This window comes from Bacillus cereus group sp. MG4 (assembly GCF_040460055.1).
Taxonomy (GTDB): Bacteria; Bacillota; Bacilli; order Bacillales; family Bacillaceae_G; genus Bacillus_A; species Bacillus_A wiedmannii.
On record NZ_JARVGZ010000001.1, the window covers coordinates 3521540 to 3538407 of the forward strand.

The window sequence follows — 16868 nt, forward strand, 5'->3', positions numbered from 1 at the left end:
AAAATGAACGATATTTTAATCGTTGACGGTTACAACATTATCGGAGCTTGGGGAGACTTGAAGAAACTACGGGATGTAGATTTGCAATCATCAAGAGATGCACTGATTGATAAGATGGCGGATTACCAAGGATACACAGGTACAAAGGTAATGATAGTCTTTGATGCTTATACAGTCCAAGGTATTGAAAAAAAGATGAAACAATCGCGTGTGGAAGTCATATTCACGAGGAAGAATCAAACTGCAGATGAAAAGATAGAGCAGCTTGCGATTGAGCTTAGAAATATAAATACGCAAATATATGTTGCGACTTCTGATTATACGGAACAATGGGTTATATTTGCGCAAGGTGCTCTTCGGAAATCTGCACGTGAATTGGAGTTGGAAGTACAAGCGATGGAGCAACAAGTAAGAAGGCGTACACAAGACACAAAAGAAAAGCAACCCGCCATGCGAAAGATATTTAGTAAAGATATTACAGAAAAATTAGAAAAATTAAGAAGAGGAGAGCGTTGAAGCATTGACGCTCTTTATCTTTTTACTGTATAATATTGCTAAATAAATAGCGGTCGGAGGGATCAAGGTGGAAGCAGGCTTCGTAAGTGTAGGCGACGTTACATTTCGTGATTTAGAGGATGAGGCAATCGTTGAGTTAGTTCGAAAAGGTAATACTGACGCTCTAGAATATTTGATTCACAAATATAAGAACTTTGTTCGCGCGAAATCAAGATCTTATTTCTTAGTGGGTGCCGATCGAGAAGATATTGTTCAAGAAGGTATGATTGGATTGTTTAAAGCGATTCGTGATTATAAAGAGGACAAGCTGTCTTCATTCAAAGCATTTGCTGAACTGTGTATCACTCGGCAAATTATTACCGCTATTAAAACAGCAACAAGGCAAAAACATATTCCGTTAAATTCATATGTGTCTTTAGATAAGCCGATTTATGATGAGGAATCTGATCGGACATTATTAGATGTTATTTCGGAAGCGAAGGTAACGGATCCTGAAGAAATGATTATAAGTCAGGAAGAATATACAGACATAGAATCTAAAATATCTGAATTATTAAGCGATTTAGAAAGGAAAGTGCTTTCTTTATATCTAGATGGTCGTTCTTATCAAGAGATTTCGGAACAGTTAAATAGACATGTGAAATCTATTGATAACGCTTTACAGAGGGTGAAGCGGAAATTGGAACGATATATGGAAATGAGAGAGAGTACCACTTTAAATTCATAACAAATGCTACAGGTGTAAAAAATCACCTGTTTTCTTTTTGTAGAGAGTGCAAAAGGCATGTCATTGACATTGTCTTTTGTTGTATGATACATTTTTAGGGACATAATGTTACAAGGTTGGTGTAACTAATGAGAAAAAAAGTTGTACTCTCATGTGAAGAGTGTAAAAATCGAAACTACTCTACGATGAAAGATACGAGCTCAGTAGAGCGACTTGAAATAAAGAAGTTTTGTAAAACATGCAATCAGCATACAGTTCACAAGGAAACAAAATAAATAATTGAAATAATACACTGGAGGTCCCGTAGATGCGTTTAACGAACTTTTTCGGCGATGTAGGTCGCGAAATGAAAAAAGTAAGTTGGCCTAAAAAAGATGAATTACTCCGTTCAACAGCGACTGTTATCGCTACAGTTGTCTTCTTTGCGATTTTCTTCGCAGTGGTTGATATGGGCATTTCTTCTTTAATTCGGTTAATTCTTGGTTAATTCTTGAATAAGAAGCACTTATCCATGATATAATGTTATTTATAAGAACTGTGTAAAAGCCCGGTGAACGGGTTTTTTCATTTGCGCAAAAAAATGTACGTCAGGGAGGGAAGGACGCTTGTCCTAAATGAATGGAAAAAAGTTGGTATGTTGTCCATACTTATTCTGGATATGAAAATAAAGTAAAAGCAAACCTAGAGAAACGTGTAGAATCAATGGGTATGCAAGATAAAATTTTCCGTGTTGTTGTCCCGGAAGAAGTAGAAGTAGAAATGAAAAACGGTAAAGAAAAATTAATGAAAAGAAAAGTGTTCCCAGGTTATGTATTAGTAGAGTTAATCATGACTGATGACTCTTGGTATGTTGTACGTAACACGCCAGGTGTAACTGGGTTCGTTGGTTCTTCTGGTTCTGGATCTAAACCATCACCTCTATTAGAAGAAGAAGTGGTTACCATTATGAAGCATATGGGAATGGACAACGAAGTGGTTGATTTCGACTTTGAACTTCATGAGACAGTGCGTGTAAATGAGGGGCCATTCGCAGATTATACAGGTGCTATTGAAGAAATTGATGTGGAGAAGAAAAAGGTTAGCGTGCTTGTGGACATGTTTGGTCGCGAGACTCCAGTTGAGCTTGACTTCCATCAAATTGAAAAATTATAAAATGAAACTTGAAATGAATTGTAAAAAGTGATAATATCTTTTAAGTCAGTACGTCTTCGTTATCGGAGACGTTTTTTGAAAGATTTTATCCTTACAGATAAAATATGACGTGGGAGGGCAAATCACTGTCCAATTGACCACATCACGGACTTAAGGAGGTGTGTCTCGTGGCTAAAAAGGTAATTAAAATGGTAAAGCTTCAAATTCCTGCAGGTAAAGCTAACCCAGCTCCACCAGTTGGTCCAGCATTAGGACAAGCAGGTGTTAACATCATGGGCTTCTGTAAAGAGTTTAACGCTCGTACAGCTGATCAAGCTGGTCTTATCATCCCTGTTGAAATTACGGTATTTGAGGACCGTTCATTCACTTTCATTACTAAAACTCCTCCTGCTGCTGTTCTTCTTAAGAAAGTAGCTGGTATTGAGTCTGGTTCTGGTGAACCAAACCGTAATAAAGTGGCAACTGTTAAGCGTGATAAAGTACGCGAAATCGCTGAAACTAAAATGCCTGACCTAAACGCTGCTAGTGTAGAAGCTGCAATGCGTATGGTTGAAGGTACTGCACGCAGTATGGGCATCGTTATCGAAGACTAATTCGATTTGTTTTTAAAAAAAGGTTGCGGGTCTGGAATTCCAATTCGCAACCTTTATTATCGTAAATGATTATCGTTTTTAAATAAATGGATGGCGCGCATCCTCAGGTTATACCTGAAAATAAGCGTAAACGTGGGAGGTTATTCCGCTAAAACCACATTCGAGGAGGAAATAAAAATGGCTAAAAGAGGTAAAAAGTACGTAGAAGCTGCAAAGCTTGTTGATCGTGCAACTGCTTACTCTGCAACAGAAGCAGTAGAATTAGTAAAAAAAACAAACACAGCTAAATTTGATGCGACTGTAGAAGTTGCATTCCGTTTAGGTGTTGACCCTAAGAAAGCTGACCAACAAATCCGTGGTGCAGTTGTTCTTCCACACGGTACTGGTAAAGTACAACGTGTATTAGTATTCGCTAAAGGTGAAAAGGCTAAAGAAGCTGAAGCTGCTGGAGCTGACTTCGTAGGCGATGCTGATTACATCGGTAAAATCCAACAAGGTTGGTTCGATTTCGATGTAGTAGTAGCAACTCCTGACATGATGGGTGAAGTTGGTAAACTTGGTCGCGTATTAGGACCTAAAGGTTTAATGCCAAACCCTAAAACTGGAACAGTTACTTTCGATGTAACTAAAGCTGTTAACGAAATCAAAGCTGGTAAAGTTGAATACCGCGTTGATAAAGCTGGTAACATCCACGTTCCAATCGGTAAAGTATCTTTCGAAGATGCTAAATTAGTAGAAAACTTCGGAACAATTGCTGACACTTTACAAAAAGTTAAGCCAGCTGCTGCAAAAGGTACTTACATGAAGAACGTAACAGTTGCTTCTACAATGGGACCTGGCGTACGTGTAGACGTTTCTACATTAGCGTAAAATTTGGAAGTTGACTTCATAAAGAAGTTTTTATATAATCATTTATGTTGTGAATTTAATTAGTGTACCGTAGACAGTAGGTGTCAATAGACTTAATTTCCTACCTAGGTGTTAATATACGAAACGGAATTTTTTTCTGTGACTATATGCCTCCATGTCTACAAGTTGGGCATGGAGGTTTTTAGTGCACTTTCGGTACATCTTCTATATAATCTACAGGAGGTGTAATAACATGAGCAAAGTAATCGAAACTAAACAACAAGTTGTAACTGAAATCGCGGACAAACTTCGCGGAAGTAAATCTACAATCGTTGTTGACTACCGTGGTTTAACAGTTTCTGAAGTAACAGAATTACGTAAAAACTTACGTGAAGCTGGCGTTGAGTTCAAAGTTTACAAAAACTCTTTAACTCGTCGTGCTGCAGAGTCTGCTGAAATGGCTGAGTTAAACGAATTCTTAACAGGACCAAACGCAATCGCGTTCAGTAACGAGGATGTAGTTGCTCCTGCGAAAGTATTAAACGACTTCGCTACAAAACATGAAGCTTTAGAAATTAAAGCTGGTGTAATCGAAGGTAAACTTGTAACACTTGATGAGGTTAAAGCTATCGCTACTCTTCCATCACGTGAAGGCTTACTTTCTATGCTTCTTAGCGTTCTTCAAGCTCCAATCCGTAACCTTGCACTTGCTACTAAAGCAGTTGCAGAACAAAAGGAAGAGCAAGGCGCTTAATTTTTTAAAAGATAATTACTTGTTATCTATAAAACAATACAAACCTATTTAAGGGAGGATATTTACAATGACTAAAGAACAAATCATTGAAGCAGTTAAATCTATGACTGTATTAGAACTTAACGACTTAGTAAAAGCTATCGAGGAAGAATTCGGCGTAACTGCTGCTGCTCCTGTAGCTGTAGCTGGTGGCGCTGGTGAAGCTGCTGCTGAGAAAACTGAATTTGACGTAGTACTTGCAAGTGCTGGCGCTCAAAAAATCAAAGTTATCAAAGCTGTACGTGAAATCACTGGTCTTGGCTTAAAAGAAGCTAAAGAATTAGTTGACAACACTCCAAAAGCAATCAAAGAAGGCGTTTCTAAAGAGGAAGCTGAAGAAATGAAAGCTAAACTTGAAGAAGTTGGCGCTGCTGTAGAAGTTAAGTAATTAACTTTTGATGCTTTAAAAAAAGCTCGCTCTCATGCGAGCTTTTTTTTTAACTGTAAAGAAAAGAGGTGGCCATATGGCAGACCATTATTTTTCTAACGACCCTTCTAGTAAAAGTGATCGTAAGCGATGGGAATTTACACTTCGTGGATCTCGATTTACTTTCTTATCTGACCGTGGGGTGTTCTCGAAAAACGAAGTGGACTTTGGTTCTCGTCTTTTAATTGAAGCGTTTCAAGTGCCAGATATTAAAGGTGATATATTAGACGTAGGTTGTGGATATGGACCAATTGGTTTATCGTTGGCGAAAGAGTTTCAAGACCGTAAAGTTCACATGGTGGATGTGAATGAAAGGGCGCTTGAGCTTGCGAAAGAAAATGCCGCTAACAATAGAATTGGAAATGTACACGTTTTTCAAAGTAGCGTCTATGAAAATGTAGATGGTATGTATGCTGCTATTCTATCTAATCCTCCAATTCGTGCAGGTAAAGATATCGTGCATGAGATTTTAGAAAAGGCTGTAGAGTATTTAGTTCCAGGTGGAGAGTTGTGGATTGTTATTCAAAAGAAGCAAGGTGCACCATCTGCACTGAAGAAACTAGAGGAAGTATTTTCTGAAGTCGAAGTTGTAGAAAAGAAAAAAGGATATTATATCATAAAATCAAAAAAACGTTGACGGTTATTTTTGGCTATGTTAACATTATACAATGCCAATATATGATTTTCTGCGTTGAGAAAGATGTATATTTTTGTTTCTCTTGGAAAAGATAGTAAAATCAGCAGATTATGAAACAGAATGATGGTTTTCTTATAGAAGCCATTTTTCTTTTTTGAGCAGGTAGAAAGACTCAACGTATTTATCTTTAAGAGAAAAAAACTACGCTAATAGCAGTAGTTGTATTTATTTGTGATTTTGCACAAATTTTTTTGTGCATTTATAATACTCATGATTTGAGGGGTGAAGCAGTTGACAGGTCAACTAGTTCAATACGGACGCCACCGCCAACGAAGAAGTTATGCCCGTATTAGTGAAGTATTAGAGTTACCAAATCTTATCGAAATTCAAACCTCTTCTTATCAGTGGTTTCTTGATGAGGGTTTGCGAGAAATGTTCCAGGACATTTCTCCGATCGAAGACTTTACGGGAAATCTATCGCTTGAATTTATCGACTACAGCTTAGGTGAACCTAAATACTCTGTAGACGAATGCAAAGAGCGTGATGTGACGTATGCAGCACCACTTCGTGTAAAAGTGCGTCTAATCAACAAGGAAACTGGTGAAGTAAAAGAACAAGATGTGTTCATGGGAGATTTCCCACTCATGACAGAGACTGGAACATTCGTAATTAACGGTGCAGAACGTGTTATCGTTTCCCAGTTAGTTCGCTCTCCAAGCGTATACTATAGTGGCAAAGTGGATAAAAACGGAAAACGTGGTTTTACTGCTACTGTAATTCCAAACCGCGGAGCTTGGTTAGAGTATGAGACAGATGCTAAGGATGTTGTATATGTGCGTATTGACCGTACGCGTAAACTTCCTGTAACTGTTTTGTTACGCGCATTAGGGTTTGGCTCTGATCAAGAAATCACCGAGCTTTTAGGTGATAACGAATACTTAAGCAACACATTAGAAAAAGACAACACAGATAGCACAGAAAAAGCATTGCTTGAAATTTATGAGCGTCTACGTCCTGGTGAACCACCAACAGTAGAAAATGCTAAGAGCTTACTTGTGTCTCGTTTCTTCGATCCAAAGCGCTACGATTTAGCAAATGTAGGTCGCTATAAGATCAACAAGAAGTTACACATTAAAAACAGATTGTTTAATCAACGCTTAGCTGAAACATTAGTGGATCCAGAAACTGGTGAAATTTTAGCGGCGGAAGGAACAATCTTAGATCGTCGTACACTTGATCGCATTTTACCTTACTTAGAGAAAAACATTGGATTCAAAACAGCGAAACCAATGGGTGGAGTGGTAGAAGGCGATGTTGAGCTGCAATCTATTAAGATTTATGCTCCTGAGTCAGAAGGCGAACGCGTAATTAATGTAATTGGTAATGCAAATATTACTCGTGATGTAAAACACATCACACCAGGTGATATCCTTGCTTCTATCAGTTACTTCTTCAACCTACTATACAAAGTAGGGGATACAGATGATATCGACCATTTAGGAAACCGTCGTCTGCGTTCTGTTGGAGAACTATTACAAAATCAATTCCGTATCGGTCTTTCTCGTATGGAACGTGTTGTTCGTGAGAGAATGTCGATTCAAGATACAAATGCAATTACACCACAAGCGTTAATTAACATTCGCCCGGTTATTGCATCTATTAAAGAGTTCTTCGGAAGTTCTCAGTTATCTCAGTTCATGGATCAAACAAACCCATTAGCAGAGTTAACTCACAAACGAAGACTATCTGCATTAGGACCCGGTGGTTTAACGCGTGAGCGCGCAGGCTTTGAAGTACGTGACGTTCACTACTCTCACTATGGTCGTATGTGTCCGATTGAAACACCAGAGGGACCAAACATCGGTTTAATTAACTCATTATCATCGTTCGCGAAAGTAAATGAGTTTGGTTTCATTGAAACACCATACCGTCGTGTTGATCCAGAATCTGGTCTTGTAACAGGGCAGGTTGATTACTTAACAGCAGATGAAGAAGATAATTATGTTGTAGCCCAAGCGAATATGAAATTATCTGAAGAAGGAGAATTCCTTAGCGAAGATATCGTAGCTCGTTTCCGTGGTGAAAACATTGTCACAAATAAAGAACGCATCGACTACATGGATGTATCTCCAAAACAAGTAGTTTCGGCAGCGACAGCTTGTATTCCGTTCTTAGAAAACGATGACTCTAACCGCGCACTTATGGGAGCGAACATGCAACGTCAGGCGGTTCCGTTAATGAATCCGGAATCTCCGATTGTAGGTACAGGTATGGAGTACGTATCAGCAAAAGACTCAGGTGCTGCAGTAATCTGTAAACATCCTGGTGTTGTTGAACGCGTAGAAGCACGTGAAGTTTGGGTACGTCGCTATGTAGAAGTTGACGGTCAAACAGTAAAAGGCGACTTAGATCGCTACAAAATGCAAAAATTCATTCGTTCTAACCAAGGAACTTGCTACAACCAACGTCCAATCGTAAGTGTTGGAAATGAAGTTGTAAAAGGCGAGATTCTTGCGGATGGTCCTTCTATGGAATTAGGTGAACTAGCACTTGGACGTAACGTGCTTGTTGGCTTCATGACTTGGGACGGTTATAACTACGAGGATGCGATCATTATGAGTGAGCGCCTTGTAAAAGATGATGTGTACACTTCTATTCATATTGAAGAATATGAGTCAGAAGCTCGTGATACGAAGCTTGGACCAGAAGAAATTACACGTGACATTCCAAACGTTGGGGAAGATGCATTACGCAACCTTGACGAGCGCGGTATCATTCGCGTTGGTGCGGAAGTAAAAGATGGAGATTTACTTGTTGGTAAAGTAACACCTAAAGGTGTAACAGAATTAACAGCTGAAGAACGTCTATTACATGCTATCTTTGGAGAAAAAGCACGTGAAGTACGTGATACATCACTACGTGTACCACACGGTGGTGGCGGTATTATCTTAGACGTAAAAGTATTCAACCGTGAAGATGGCGATGAATTGCCACCAGGCGTGAATCAACTTGTACGTGCATATATCGTTCAAAAACGTAAAATCTCTGAAGGTGACAAGATGGCCGGACGTCACGGTAACAAAGGTGTTATCTCTCGTATTTTACCAGAAGAAGATATGCCTTACTTACCAGACGGTACGCCAATCGATATCATGTTAAACCCATTAGGGGTACCATCTCGTATGAATATCGGTCAGGTATTAGAGCTTCATCTTGGTATGGCAGCAAGATACCTTGGTATTCACATTGCAACACCAGTATTCGATGGTGCTCGTGAGGAAGATGTTTGGGGCACGATTGAAGAAGCTGGTATGGCAAATGACGCGAAAACAATCCTGTATGACGGACGTACTGGTGAACCATTCGATAACCGCGTATCTGTTGGTGTCATGTATATGATCAAACTTGCGCACATGGTTGACGATAAACTTCATGCTCGTTCTACTGGACCATACTCACTTGTAACGCAGCAGCCTCTTGGAGGTAAAGCTCAGTTCGGTGGACAGCGTTTCGGTGAGATGGAGGTTTGGGCACTTGAAGCTTACGGTGCTGCTTATACTCTTCAAGAAATCTTAACAGTGAAGTCTGATGATGTTGTTGGACGTGTTAAGACGTATGAAGCAATTGTTAAAGGCGAAAATGTTCCAGAACCAGGCGTTCCTGAATCATTCAAAGTATTGATTAAAGAGCTGCAAAGTTTAGGTATGGACGTTAAAATGATGTCTAGCGACGATAAAGAAATTGAAATGCGTGATACAGAAGATGACGATGATCATCAATCAGCAGATAAATTGAATGTCGAAGTTGAGACAACTAAAGAATAATTGGGATAACCTGTAGACTAAAAGGGAGGTAGGCCCCTTGATAGATGTAAATAACTTTGAATATATGAAGATTGGACTTGCTTCACCTGACAAGATTCGTTCTTGGTCATACGGTGAAGTTAAGAAACCAGAAACAATTAACTATCGTACGTTAAAGCCTGAAAAAGATGGCTTGTTCTGTGAGCGTATTTTCGGACCACAAAAGGACTGGGAATGTCATTGCGGAAAATACAAACGTGTACGTTATAAAGGTGTAGTTTGTGATCGATGTGGCGTTGAAGTAACGCGTGCAAAAGTTCGTCGTGAACGTATGGGTCATATCGAATTAGCTGCTCCTGTATCTCATATTTGGTATTTCAAAGGTATCCCGAGCCGCATGGGACTTGTCTTAGACATGTCCCCTCGCGCGCTTGAAGAAGTAATTTATTTCGCTTCTTATGTTGTAACAGAAAGTGGAGATACACCACTTGATAAGAAGCAATTACTTTCTGAAAAAGAATACCGTGCATATCGTGATCGATATGGTAGCACATTCCAAGCTGCTATGGGTGCGGAAGCGATTAAAAAGCTACTACAAGACATCGATTTAGATAAAGAAGTAGACTTCTTAAAAGAAGAATTAAAAACAGCGCAAGGACAACGCCGTACTCGTGCTATTAAACGTCTAGAAGTATTAGAAGCATTCCGTAACTCTGGAAATCACCCATCTTGGATGATCCTAGATGTTCTTCCAGTTATCCCGCCAGAACTACGCCCAATGGTACAGTTGGATGGTGGACGTTTTGCTACTTCTGACTTAAACGATTTATACCGTCGTGTAATTAACCGTAATAATCGTTTAAAACGTCTATTGGACTTAGGTGCACCAAGCATCATCGTTCAAAACGAAAAACGTATGTTACAAGAAGCTGTAGACGCATTAATCGATAATGGTCGCCGTGGCCGTCCAGTTACTGGACCAGGTAACCGTCCATTAAAATCACTATCTCACATGCTTAAAGGTAAACAAGGACGTTTCCGTCAAAACTTATTAGGTAAACGTGTTGACTACTCTGGCCGTTCTGTAATCGTTGTAGGACCGAACTTAAAGATGTACCAATGTGGATTACCGAAAGAAATGGCGCTTGAATTGTTTAAGCCTTTCGTTATGAAAGAGTTAGTTGGAAAAGGTTTAGCACACAACATTAAGAGTGCTAAACGTAAAATTGAGCGTGTACAACCTGAAGTTTGGGACGTTTTAGAATCTGTGATCAAAGAGCATCCAGTACTTCTAAACCGCGCACCAACACTTCACCGTCTTGGTATCCAGGCGTTTGAACCTACATTAGTAGAAGGTCGCGCAATTCGTCTTCACCCACTTGTATGTACTGCATACAACGCGGACTTTGACGGTGACCAAATGGCAGTTCACGTACCGTTATCATCAGAGGCACAAGCAGAAGCTCGTATTCTTATGTTAGCGGCACAAAACATCTTGAATCCAAAAGACGGAAAACCAGTTGTTACTCCATCTCAGGATATGGTATTAGGTAACTACTACTTAACACTTGAGCGTGAAGGCGCAATCGGTGAAGGTATGGTCTTCAAAGATGCAAACGAAGCAATACTTGCATACCAAAATGGATATGTACATCTGCACACACGTGTTGCAGTTGCTGCAAGTTCGGTAAATAATGTAACGTTTACTGAAGAGCAAAAGAGTAAGCTTCTATTAACAACAGTTGGTAAATTAATATTTAACGAAATCTTACCAGAGTCGTTCCCTTATATTAATGAACCAACAAACTCAAACCTTGAAAAAGAAACACCAGCGGAATATTTCGTTGAAAAAGGTGCGAACATTAAAGAAATTATTGCTAGTCGCGAAGAAGTGGCGCCATTTAGCAAGAAGATCCTTGGTAACATCATTGCGGAAGTATTCAAACGTTTCCAAATTACGGAAACATCTCGCATGCTTGACCGCATGAAAAACTTAGGATTTAAGTACTCTACAAAAGCTGGTATTACAGTTGGGGTATCTGACATTCTTGTATTAGGCGAAAAAGATGAAATTCTCCATGAAGCACAAGCAAAAGTGGATAATGTAATTAAACAATTCCGTCGCGGTTTAATCACGGAAGAAGAACGTTACGATCGCGTTATCTCTATTTGGAGTAATGCAAAAGATGTTATCCAAGGAAAACTGATGAAATCCTTGAATAAACGCAACCCAATCTTCATGATGAGTGATTCCGGTGCCCGTGGTAACGCATCAAACTTTACTCAGCTTGCTGGTATGCGTGGTCTGATGGCCAATCCATCTGGTCGTATTATCGAACTTCCAATTAAATCAAGTTTCCGTGAAGGTTTAACAGTACTTGAGTACTTCATCTCTACGCATGGTGCGCGTAAAGGTCTTGCCGATACAGCACTTAAAACTGCCGATTCTGGTTACTTAACACGTCGTCTTGTAGACGTTGCACAAGATGTAATTGTCCGTGAAGATGATTGTGGAACAGATCGTGGTCTATTAATTGGTGCGATTAAAGAGGGTAATGAAGTAATTGAGTCATTATATGATCGTCTTGTTGGACGTTTTGCAAGAAAAACTGTAAAACATCCTGAAACAGGTGAAGTATTAGTTAGTGAAAACCAACTAATTACTGAAGATATCGCTCATATCGTTGAAAATTCGGGTGTTGAAACTGTAAACATTCGTTCAGCGTTCACGTGTAACACTCGCCACGGTGTATGTAAGAAGTGTTACGGTCGTAACTTAGCAACTGGTACAGACGTAGAAGTAGGAGAAGCGGTAGGTATTATCGCAGCTCAATCTATCGGTGAGCCAGGTACACAGTTAACGATGCGTACGTTCCATACAGGTGGGGTTGCCGGAGATGATATCACTCAAGGTTTACCTCGTATCCAAGAGATCTTTGAAGCTCGTAATCCGAAAGGTCAGGCAGTTATCAGTGAAATCGATGGTGTTATCGCAGCGATCAACAATGTTAAAGATCGCCAAGAAGTAGTTGTACAGGGTGAAGTTGAAGCTCGTACGTATGCTATTCCTTACGGTGCGCGTCTGAAAGTAACTCTAGGACAGCCAATTAGCCACGGTAAAGAGTTAACAGAAGGTTCTATTGATCCGAAAGAATTACTAAAAGTAACGGACATTACGGCGGTTCAAGAATACTTACTACGTGAAGTTCAAAAAGTATACCGTATGCAAGGGGTAGAAATTGGTGACAAACACGTAGAAGTAATGGTACGTCAAATGTTACGTAAAGTTCGTGTAAGTGATGCGGGTGAAACAGATGTATTACCAGGAACACTACTAGATATCCATCAGTTTACTGATGCGAATGCGAAGGTATTACTGAAAGGTAAACAACCAGCAACTGCTAGACCTGTTCTACTTGGTATTACAAAAGCTTCACTTGAAACTGATTCATTCTTATCTGCAGCATCGTTCCAAGAAACGACACGTGTCTTAACTGATGCAGCGATTAAGGGTAAACGCGATGAGCTTCTAGGATTGAAAGAAAATGTTATTATCGGTAAACTTGTTCCTGCTGGAACAGGTATGAATCGTTATCGCAAAGTGGATCTTGTAAAAACAACACAAGGTGACATGAATGTAGAAAACGATGAAGTTTATGTGGAACAGTAAAATTTTCCGTCGTAAATTTTGTATAAAAACAGTTAATCCTAGTTGACATTGTATGAGTCAAAATGTTACTATAATCAAGGTTGCTCCTGAACGATGCTTTGGAGGATATTTATATGTCTTATCAAAAAGTGTCAAATGCTGAAAATGTAGTCGTTGGTCATAAACGCACATTGGAGGCAATCAAAAATGGTATAGTTAAAGAAGTTGTTATTGCGGAAGATGCTGATATGCGGTTAACCCATATGATCATTCGTACTGCCTTGCAACATAACATACCCATAACCAAAGTTGAATCAGTTCGTAAACTTGGAAAAGTTTCGGGGATTCAAGTGGGAGCTTCAGCAATAGGAATAATAAGTTAAAACTGTTTTTGTGAGGAGAGAGCATTTGCTCTCCCTTGCAAAAACTTTGTTTTCAACTAATAATGAACCACCTGGATATGTGGTCATACAAACATGCGAAGGGAGGATAATCAAATGCCTACTATTAACCAATTAGTGAGAAATGGTCGTACTGATAAAGTATGGAAATCTAAATCACCTGCGTTAAACAAAGGGTTCAACTCTTTAAAGAAAAAATCAACTGATATCTCTGCACCTCAAAAACGTGGTGTATGTACTCGTGTTGGTACAATGACTCCAAAGAAACCTAACTCAGCGTTACGTAAATACGCTCGTGTACGTTTAACAAACGGTATCGAGGTTACAGCTTACATCCCAGGTATCGGTCATAACCTACAAGAGCATAGCGTAGTATTAATTCGCGGTGGTCGAGTAAAGGATTTACCAGGGGTACGTTACCACATCGTTCGTGGTGCGCTTGATACAGCTGGTGTTGACAAACGTATGCAAGGACGTTCTAAATATGGTACTAAGCGACCAAAACCTGCTAAAAAATAATAAACTTATAATGAAGGGAGGAACTCAATATGCCTCGTAAAGGACCTGTTGCGAAACGTGACGTGTTACCAGATCCAATGTACAAGTCTAAGCTAGTAACACGCCTTATCAACAAAATGATGGTTGACGGTAAAAAAGGTAAATCTCAAACAATTCTTTATAACGCTTTCGATATCGTTCGTGAACGTTCAGATAAAGACCCTATGGAAGTATTCGAGCAAGCTCTTAAGAACATCATGCCTGTTCTTGAAGTACGTGCTCGTCGTGTTGGTGGTGCTAACTACCAAGTTCCAGTTGAGGTTCGTCCAGAACGCCGTACAACTTTAGGTCTTCGCTGGTTAGTAAACTATGCTCGTCTTCGTGGTGAAAAAACTATGGAAGAGCGTCTAGCTTACGAAATCTTAGATGCAGCTAACAACGCTGGTGCATCTGTTAAGAAACGTGAAGACACTCATAAAATGGCAGAAGCTAACAAAGCATTTGCTCATTACCGTTGGTAGGATTCAACGTAAAATAAATGTAAGCATAAACCGCTTTATTTGTCGCTTATGGAAGTGTGGAGAGGGAGAATGCCTCTCCCTTTCGTTGGGCGCTCGTTTTACATAATGAGGGTACTGGACATACTGACATGTGTAACAATATAAAGTGGCTTTTTTGCTACTTAAAATAAAAAAATCCAATCCATATATGGAAGGAGCAAGACACCAAATGACAAGAGAGTTCTCTTTAGAAAACACTCGTAATATTGGTATCATGGCTCACATCGATGCTGGTAAAACAACAGCAACTGAGCGTATTCTGTATTACACAGGACGTATTCATAAAATCGGTGAAACTCATGAAGGTGCATCTCAGATGGACTGGATGGAGCAAGAGCAAGAGCGTGGTATCACAATTACTTCTGCTGCAACTACAGCTCAATGGAAAGGTCACCGTGTAAACATCATTGACACTCCAGGACACGTAGACTTCACAGTAGAAGTAGAACGTTCTTTACGCGTACTTGATGGTGCGGTAGCAGTACTTGATGCACAATCTGGTGTAGAACCACAAACAGAAACTGTTTGGCGTCAGGCTACTACTTACGGTGTACCTCGTATCGTATTCGTTAACAAAATGGATAAGATTGGTGCGGATTTCTTATACTCTGTAGGAACAATCCACGATCGTTTACAAGCAAACGCACACCCAATTCAGTTACCAATCGGTGCTGAAGATGAGTTCAATGGTATCATTGATCTTGTTGAAGAATGTGCTTACATGTACGGTAACGATTTAGGAACAGACATCGAGCGTGTTGAAATTCCTGAAGAGCACAAAGAATTAGCTGCAGAATACCGTGGAAAACTTATTGAAGCGGTAGCTGAGCTTGATGAAGAAATGATGATGAAGTACCTAGAAGGTGAAGAAATCACTGTAGAAGAGCTTAAAGCTGGTATCCGTAAGGCTACAACTTCTGTAGAATTCTTCCCAGTAATCTGTGGTTCTGCATTCAAAAATAAAGGTGTTCAAATTCTGTTAGACGCAGTTATCGATTACCTACCATCTCCATTAGACGTACCAGCTATTAAAGGTACTCTTCCGGATACAGATGAAGAAATCGAACGTAAGTCTAGCGATGAAGAACCATTCGCAGCTTTAGCATTCAAAATCATGACTGACCCTTATGTTGGTAAGTTAACGTTCTTCCGTGTGTATTCTGGTGTGTTAAACTCTGGATCATACGTGAAAAACTCAACTAAAGGTAAGCGTGAGCGTGTAGGTCGTATCCTACAAATGCACGCTAACAGCCGTGAAGAGATTTCAACAGTTTACGCTGGTGATATCGCTGCCGCTGTAGGTTTAAAAGATACTACTACAGGTGATACTCTTTGTGATGAGAAGAGTCTTGTCATCCTTGAGTCTATGGAATTCCCAGAGCCAGTTATCTCTGTAGCTATCGAACCAAAATCTAAAGCTGACCAAGATAAAATGGGTACAGCATTATCTAAGCTTTCTGAAGAAGATCCAACATTCCGTGCTCACACTGACCAAGAGACTGGCCAAACAATCATCGCTGGTATGGGTGAACTTCACCTTGATATCATCGTTGACCGTATGCGCCGTGAATTCAAAGTGGAAGCAAACGTTGGTGCTCCTCAGGTAGCATACCGTGAGACTTTCCGCGCTGCTGCGAAAGTTGAAGGTAAGTTCGCTCGTCAATCTGGTGGTCGTGGACAATTCGGTCACGTTTGGATTGAGTTTGAACCTAATGAAGAAGGTAAAGGTTTTGAATTCCAAAACAAAATCGTCGGCGGTGTAGTTCCACGTGAATACATCCCAGCTGTTGGAGCGGGTCTTGAAGACTCACTTAAAAATGGTGTACTAGCTGGTTATCCACTAGTTGACATTAAAGCTGCGTTAGTTGACGGATCTTACCATGATGTCGATTCATCTGAGATGGCGTTCAAAATCGCTGCATCTATGGCACTTAAAGCTGCGGTTTCTAAATGTAGCCCAGTAATTCTTGAGCCAATGATGAAAGTTGAAGTTGTAATTCCTGAAGAGTACATGGGTGACATTATGGGCGACGTAACATCTCGTCGTGGACGTGTAGAAGGTATGGAAGCTCGCGGTAACGCACAAGTTGTTCGCGCTATGGTTCCACTTTCTGAAATGTTCGGTTATGCAACGGCATTACGTTCTAACACTCAAGGACGCGGAACATTCTCAATGACATTTGATCATTATGAAGAAGTACCGAAGTCTGTTTCTGAAGAAATTATTAAAAAAAATAAAGGTGAATAATTGATTTTTATCGA

16 protein-coding genes and 1 other annotated feature are annotated in these 16868 nt (G+C 39.9%); all 16 genes read left to right on the plus strand.

The annotated features are described in order from the left end of the window. Positions 1–3 precede the first annotated feature (3 nt). Positions 4–516 (plus strand): NYN domain-containing protein, encoded by a 513-nt coding sequence (locus tag QCI41_RS18515; protein WP_000997888.1) that lies wholly within the window; start codon positions 4–6, stop codon positions 514–516. Between the two features lie 67 nt (positions 517–583). Continuing rightward, positions 584–1243 (plus strand): RNA polymerase factor sigma-70, encoded by a 660-nt coding sequence (locus QCI41_RS18520; protein ID WP_000387198.1) that lies wholly within the window; start codon positions 584–586, stop codon positions 1241–1243. A gap of 128 nt (positions 1244–1371) precedes the next feature. Then, complete coding sequence (gene rpmG / locus QCI41_RS18525) at positions 1372–1518, plus strand: 50S ribosomal protein L33 (protein WP_002070160.1); 147 nt, start codon at positions 1372–1374, stop codon at positions 1516–1518. Positions 1519–1550: 32 nt separating this feature from the next. Then, a complete protein-coding gene (secE, locus tag QCI41_RS18530; protein WP_001241321.1) occupies positions 1551–1730 on the plus strand; it encodes a preprotein translocase subunit SecE in 180 nt (59 codons plus the stop codon). A 131-nt stretch (positions 1731–1861) separates the two neighbouring features. After that, positions 1862–2395 carry a transcription termination/antitermination protein NusG gene (nusG, locus tag QCI41_RS18535; protein WP_000415794.1) on the plus strand — a complete coding sequence of 178 codons (534 nt, stop codon included), beginning with the start codon at positions 1862–1864 and terminating at the stop codon, positions 2393–2395. Positions 2396–2562: 167 nt separating this feature from the next. Continuing rightward, positions 2563–2988: a 50S ribosomal protein L11 gene (gene rplK, locus QCI41_RS18540; protein WP_001085872.1), complete on the plus strand. Its 426-nt coding sequence runs from the start codon at positions 2563–2565 to the stop codon at positions 2986–2988. A 177-nt stretch (positions 2989–3165) separates the two neighbouring features. Further along, positions 3166–3858: a 50S ribosomal protein L1 gene (rplA, locus tag QCI41_RS18545; RefSeq protein ID WP_002096939.1), complete on the plus strand. Its 693-nt coding sequence runs from the start codon at positions 3166–3168 to the stop codon at positions 3856–3858. 49 nt (positions 3859–3907) lie between these two features. Continuing rightward, positions 3908–4051, plus strand: a sequence feature (ribosomal protein L10 leader region). 39 nt (positions 4052–4090) lie between these two features. Then, positions 4091–4591 carry a 50S ribosomal protein L10 gene (rplJ, locus tag QCI41_RS18550; protein ID WP_000048722.1) on the plus strand — a complete coding sequence of 167 codons (501 nt, stop codon included), beginning with the start codon at positions 4091–4093 and terminating at the stop codon, positions 4589–4591. Positions 4592–4658: 67 nt separating this feature from the next. Then, on the plus strand, positions 4659–5018 hold the full coding sequence (gene rplL, locus QCI41_RS18555; protein ID WP_000159737.1) for a 50S ribosomal protein L7/L12: 360 nt from the start codon (positions 4659–4661) through the stop codon (positions 5016–5018). 76 nt (positions 5019–5094) lie between these two features. Then, positions 5095–5694: a class I SAM-dependent methyltransferase gene (locus QCI41_RS18560; protein ID WP_353836946.1), complete on the plus strand. Its 600-nt coding sequence runs from the start codon at positions 5095–5097 to the stop codon at positions 5692–5694. A 291-nt stretch (positions 5695–5985) separates the two neighbouring features. Beyond that, positions 5986–9519: a DNA-directed RNA polymerase subunit beta gene (gene rpoB, locus QCI41_RS18565; RefSeq protein ID WP_000147550.1), complete on the plus strand. Its 3534-nt coding sequence runs from the start codon at positions 5986–5988 to the stop codon at positions 9517–9519. Between the two features lie 37 nt (positions 9520–9556). Beyond that, the gene (gene rpoC, locus QCI41_RS18570) at positions 9557–13168 is read left to right on the plus strand and encodes a DNA-directed RNA polymerase subunit beta' (protein ID WP_353836945.1); all 3612 of its coding nucleotides are present in this window, start codon (positions 9557–9559) and stop codon (positions 13166–13168) included. 113 nt (positions 13169–13281) lie between these two features. Further along, entirely contained in the window at positions 13282–13530 is a 249-nt protein-coding gene (locus QCI41_RS18575) for a 50S ribosomal protein L7ae-like protein (protein ID WP_000121828.1), read from the plus strand. 114 nt (positions 13531–13644) lie between these two features. Then, complete coding sequence (rpsL, locus tag QCI41_RS18580; protein WP_001142341.1) at positions 13645–14067, plus strand: 30S ribosomal protein S12; 423 nt, start codon at positions 13645–13647, stop codon at positions 14065–14067. Positions 14068–14096: 29 nt separating this feature from the next. Then, on the plus strand, positions 14097–14567 hold the full coding sequence (rpsG, locus tag QCI41_RS18585; protein ID WP_001137489.1) for a 30S ribosomal protein S7: 471 nt from the start codon (positions 14097–14099) through the stop codon (positions 14565–14567). A gap of 208 nt (positions 14568–14775) precedes the next feature. Next, entirely contained in the window at positions 14776–16854 is a 2079-nt protein-coding gene (fusA, locus tag QCI41_RS18590) for an elongation factor G (protein WP_000196381.1), read from the plus strand. Positions 16855–16868 lie beyond the last annotated feature (14 nt).

Coding starts and splice junctions, on each gene's coding strand:
- QCI41_RS18560 (WP_353836946.1), top strand. CDS start 5,095: ATGGCAGACCATTATTTTTCTAACGACCCTTCTAGTAAAAGTGATCGT.
- rplJ (WP_000048722.1), top strand. CDS start 4,091: ATGAGCAAAGTAATCGAAACTAAACAACAAGTTGTAACTGAAATCGCG.
- nusG (WP_000415794.1), top strand. CDS start 1,862: ATGGAAAAAAGTTGGTATGTTGTCCATACTTATTCTGGATATGAAAAT.
- QCI41_RS18515 (WP_000997888.1), top strand. CDS start 4: ATGAACGATATTTTAATCGTTGACGGTTACAACATTATCGGAGCTTGG.
- rpsG (WP_001137489.1), top strand. CDS start 14,097: ATGCCTCGTAAAGGACCTGTTGCGAAACGTGACGTGTTACCAGATCCA.
- rplA (WP_002096939.1), top strand. CDS start 3,166: ATGGCTAAAAGAGGTAAAAAGTACGTAGAAGCTGCAAAGCTTGTTGAT.
- rpmG (WP_002070160.1), top strand. CDS start 1,372: ATGAGAAAAAAAGTTGTACTCTCATGTGAAGAGTGTAAAAATCGAAAC.
- QCI41_RS18575 (WP_000121828.1), top strand. CDS start 13,282: ATGTCTTATCAAAAAGTGTCAAATGCTGAAAATGTAGTCGTTGGTCAT.
- secE (WP_001241321.1), top strand. CDS start 1,551: ATGCGTTTAACGAACTTTTTCGGCGATGTAGGTCGCGAAATGAAAAAA.
- rplL (WP_000159737.1), top strand. CDS start 4,659: ATGACTAAAGAACAAATCATTGAAGCAGTTAAATCTATGACTGTATTA.
- fusA (WP_000196381.1), top strand. CDS start 14,776: ATGACAAGAGAGTTCTCTTTAGAAAACACTCGTAATATTGGTATCATG.
- rpsL (WP_001142341.1), top strand. CDS start 13,645: ATGCCTACTATTAACCAATTAGTGAGAAATGGTCGTACTGATAAAGTA.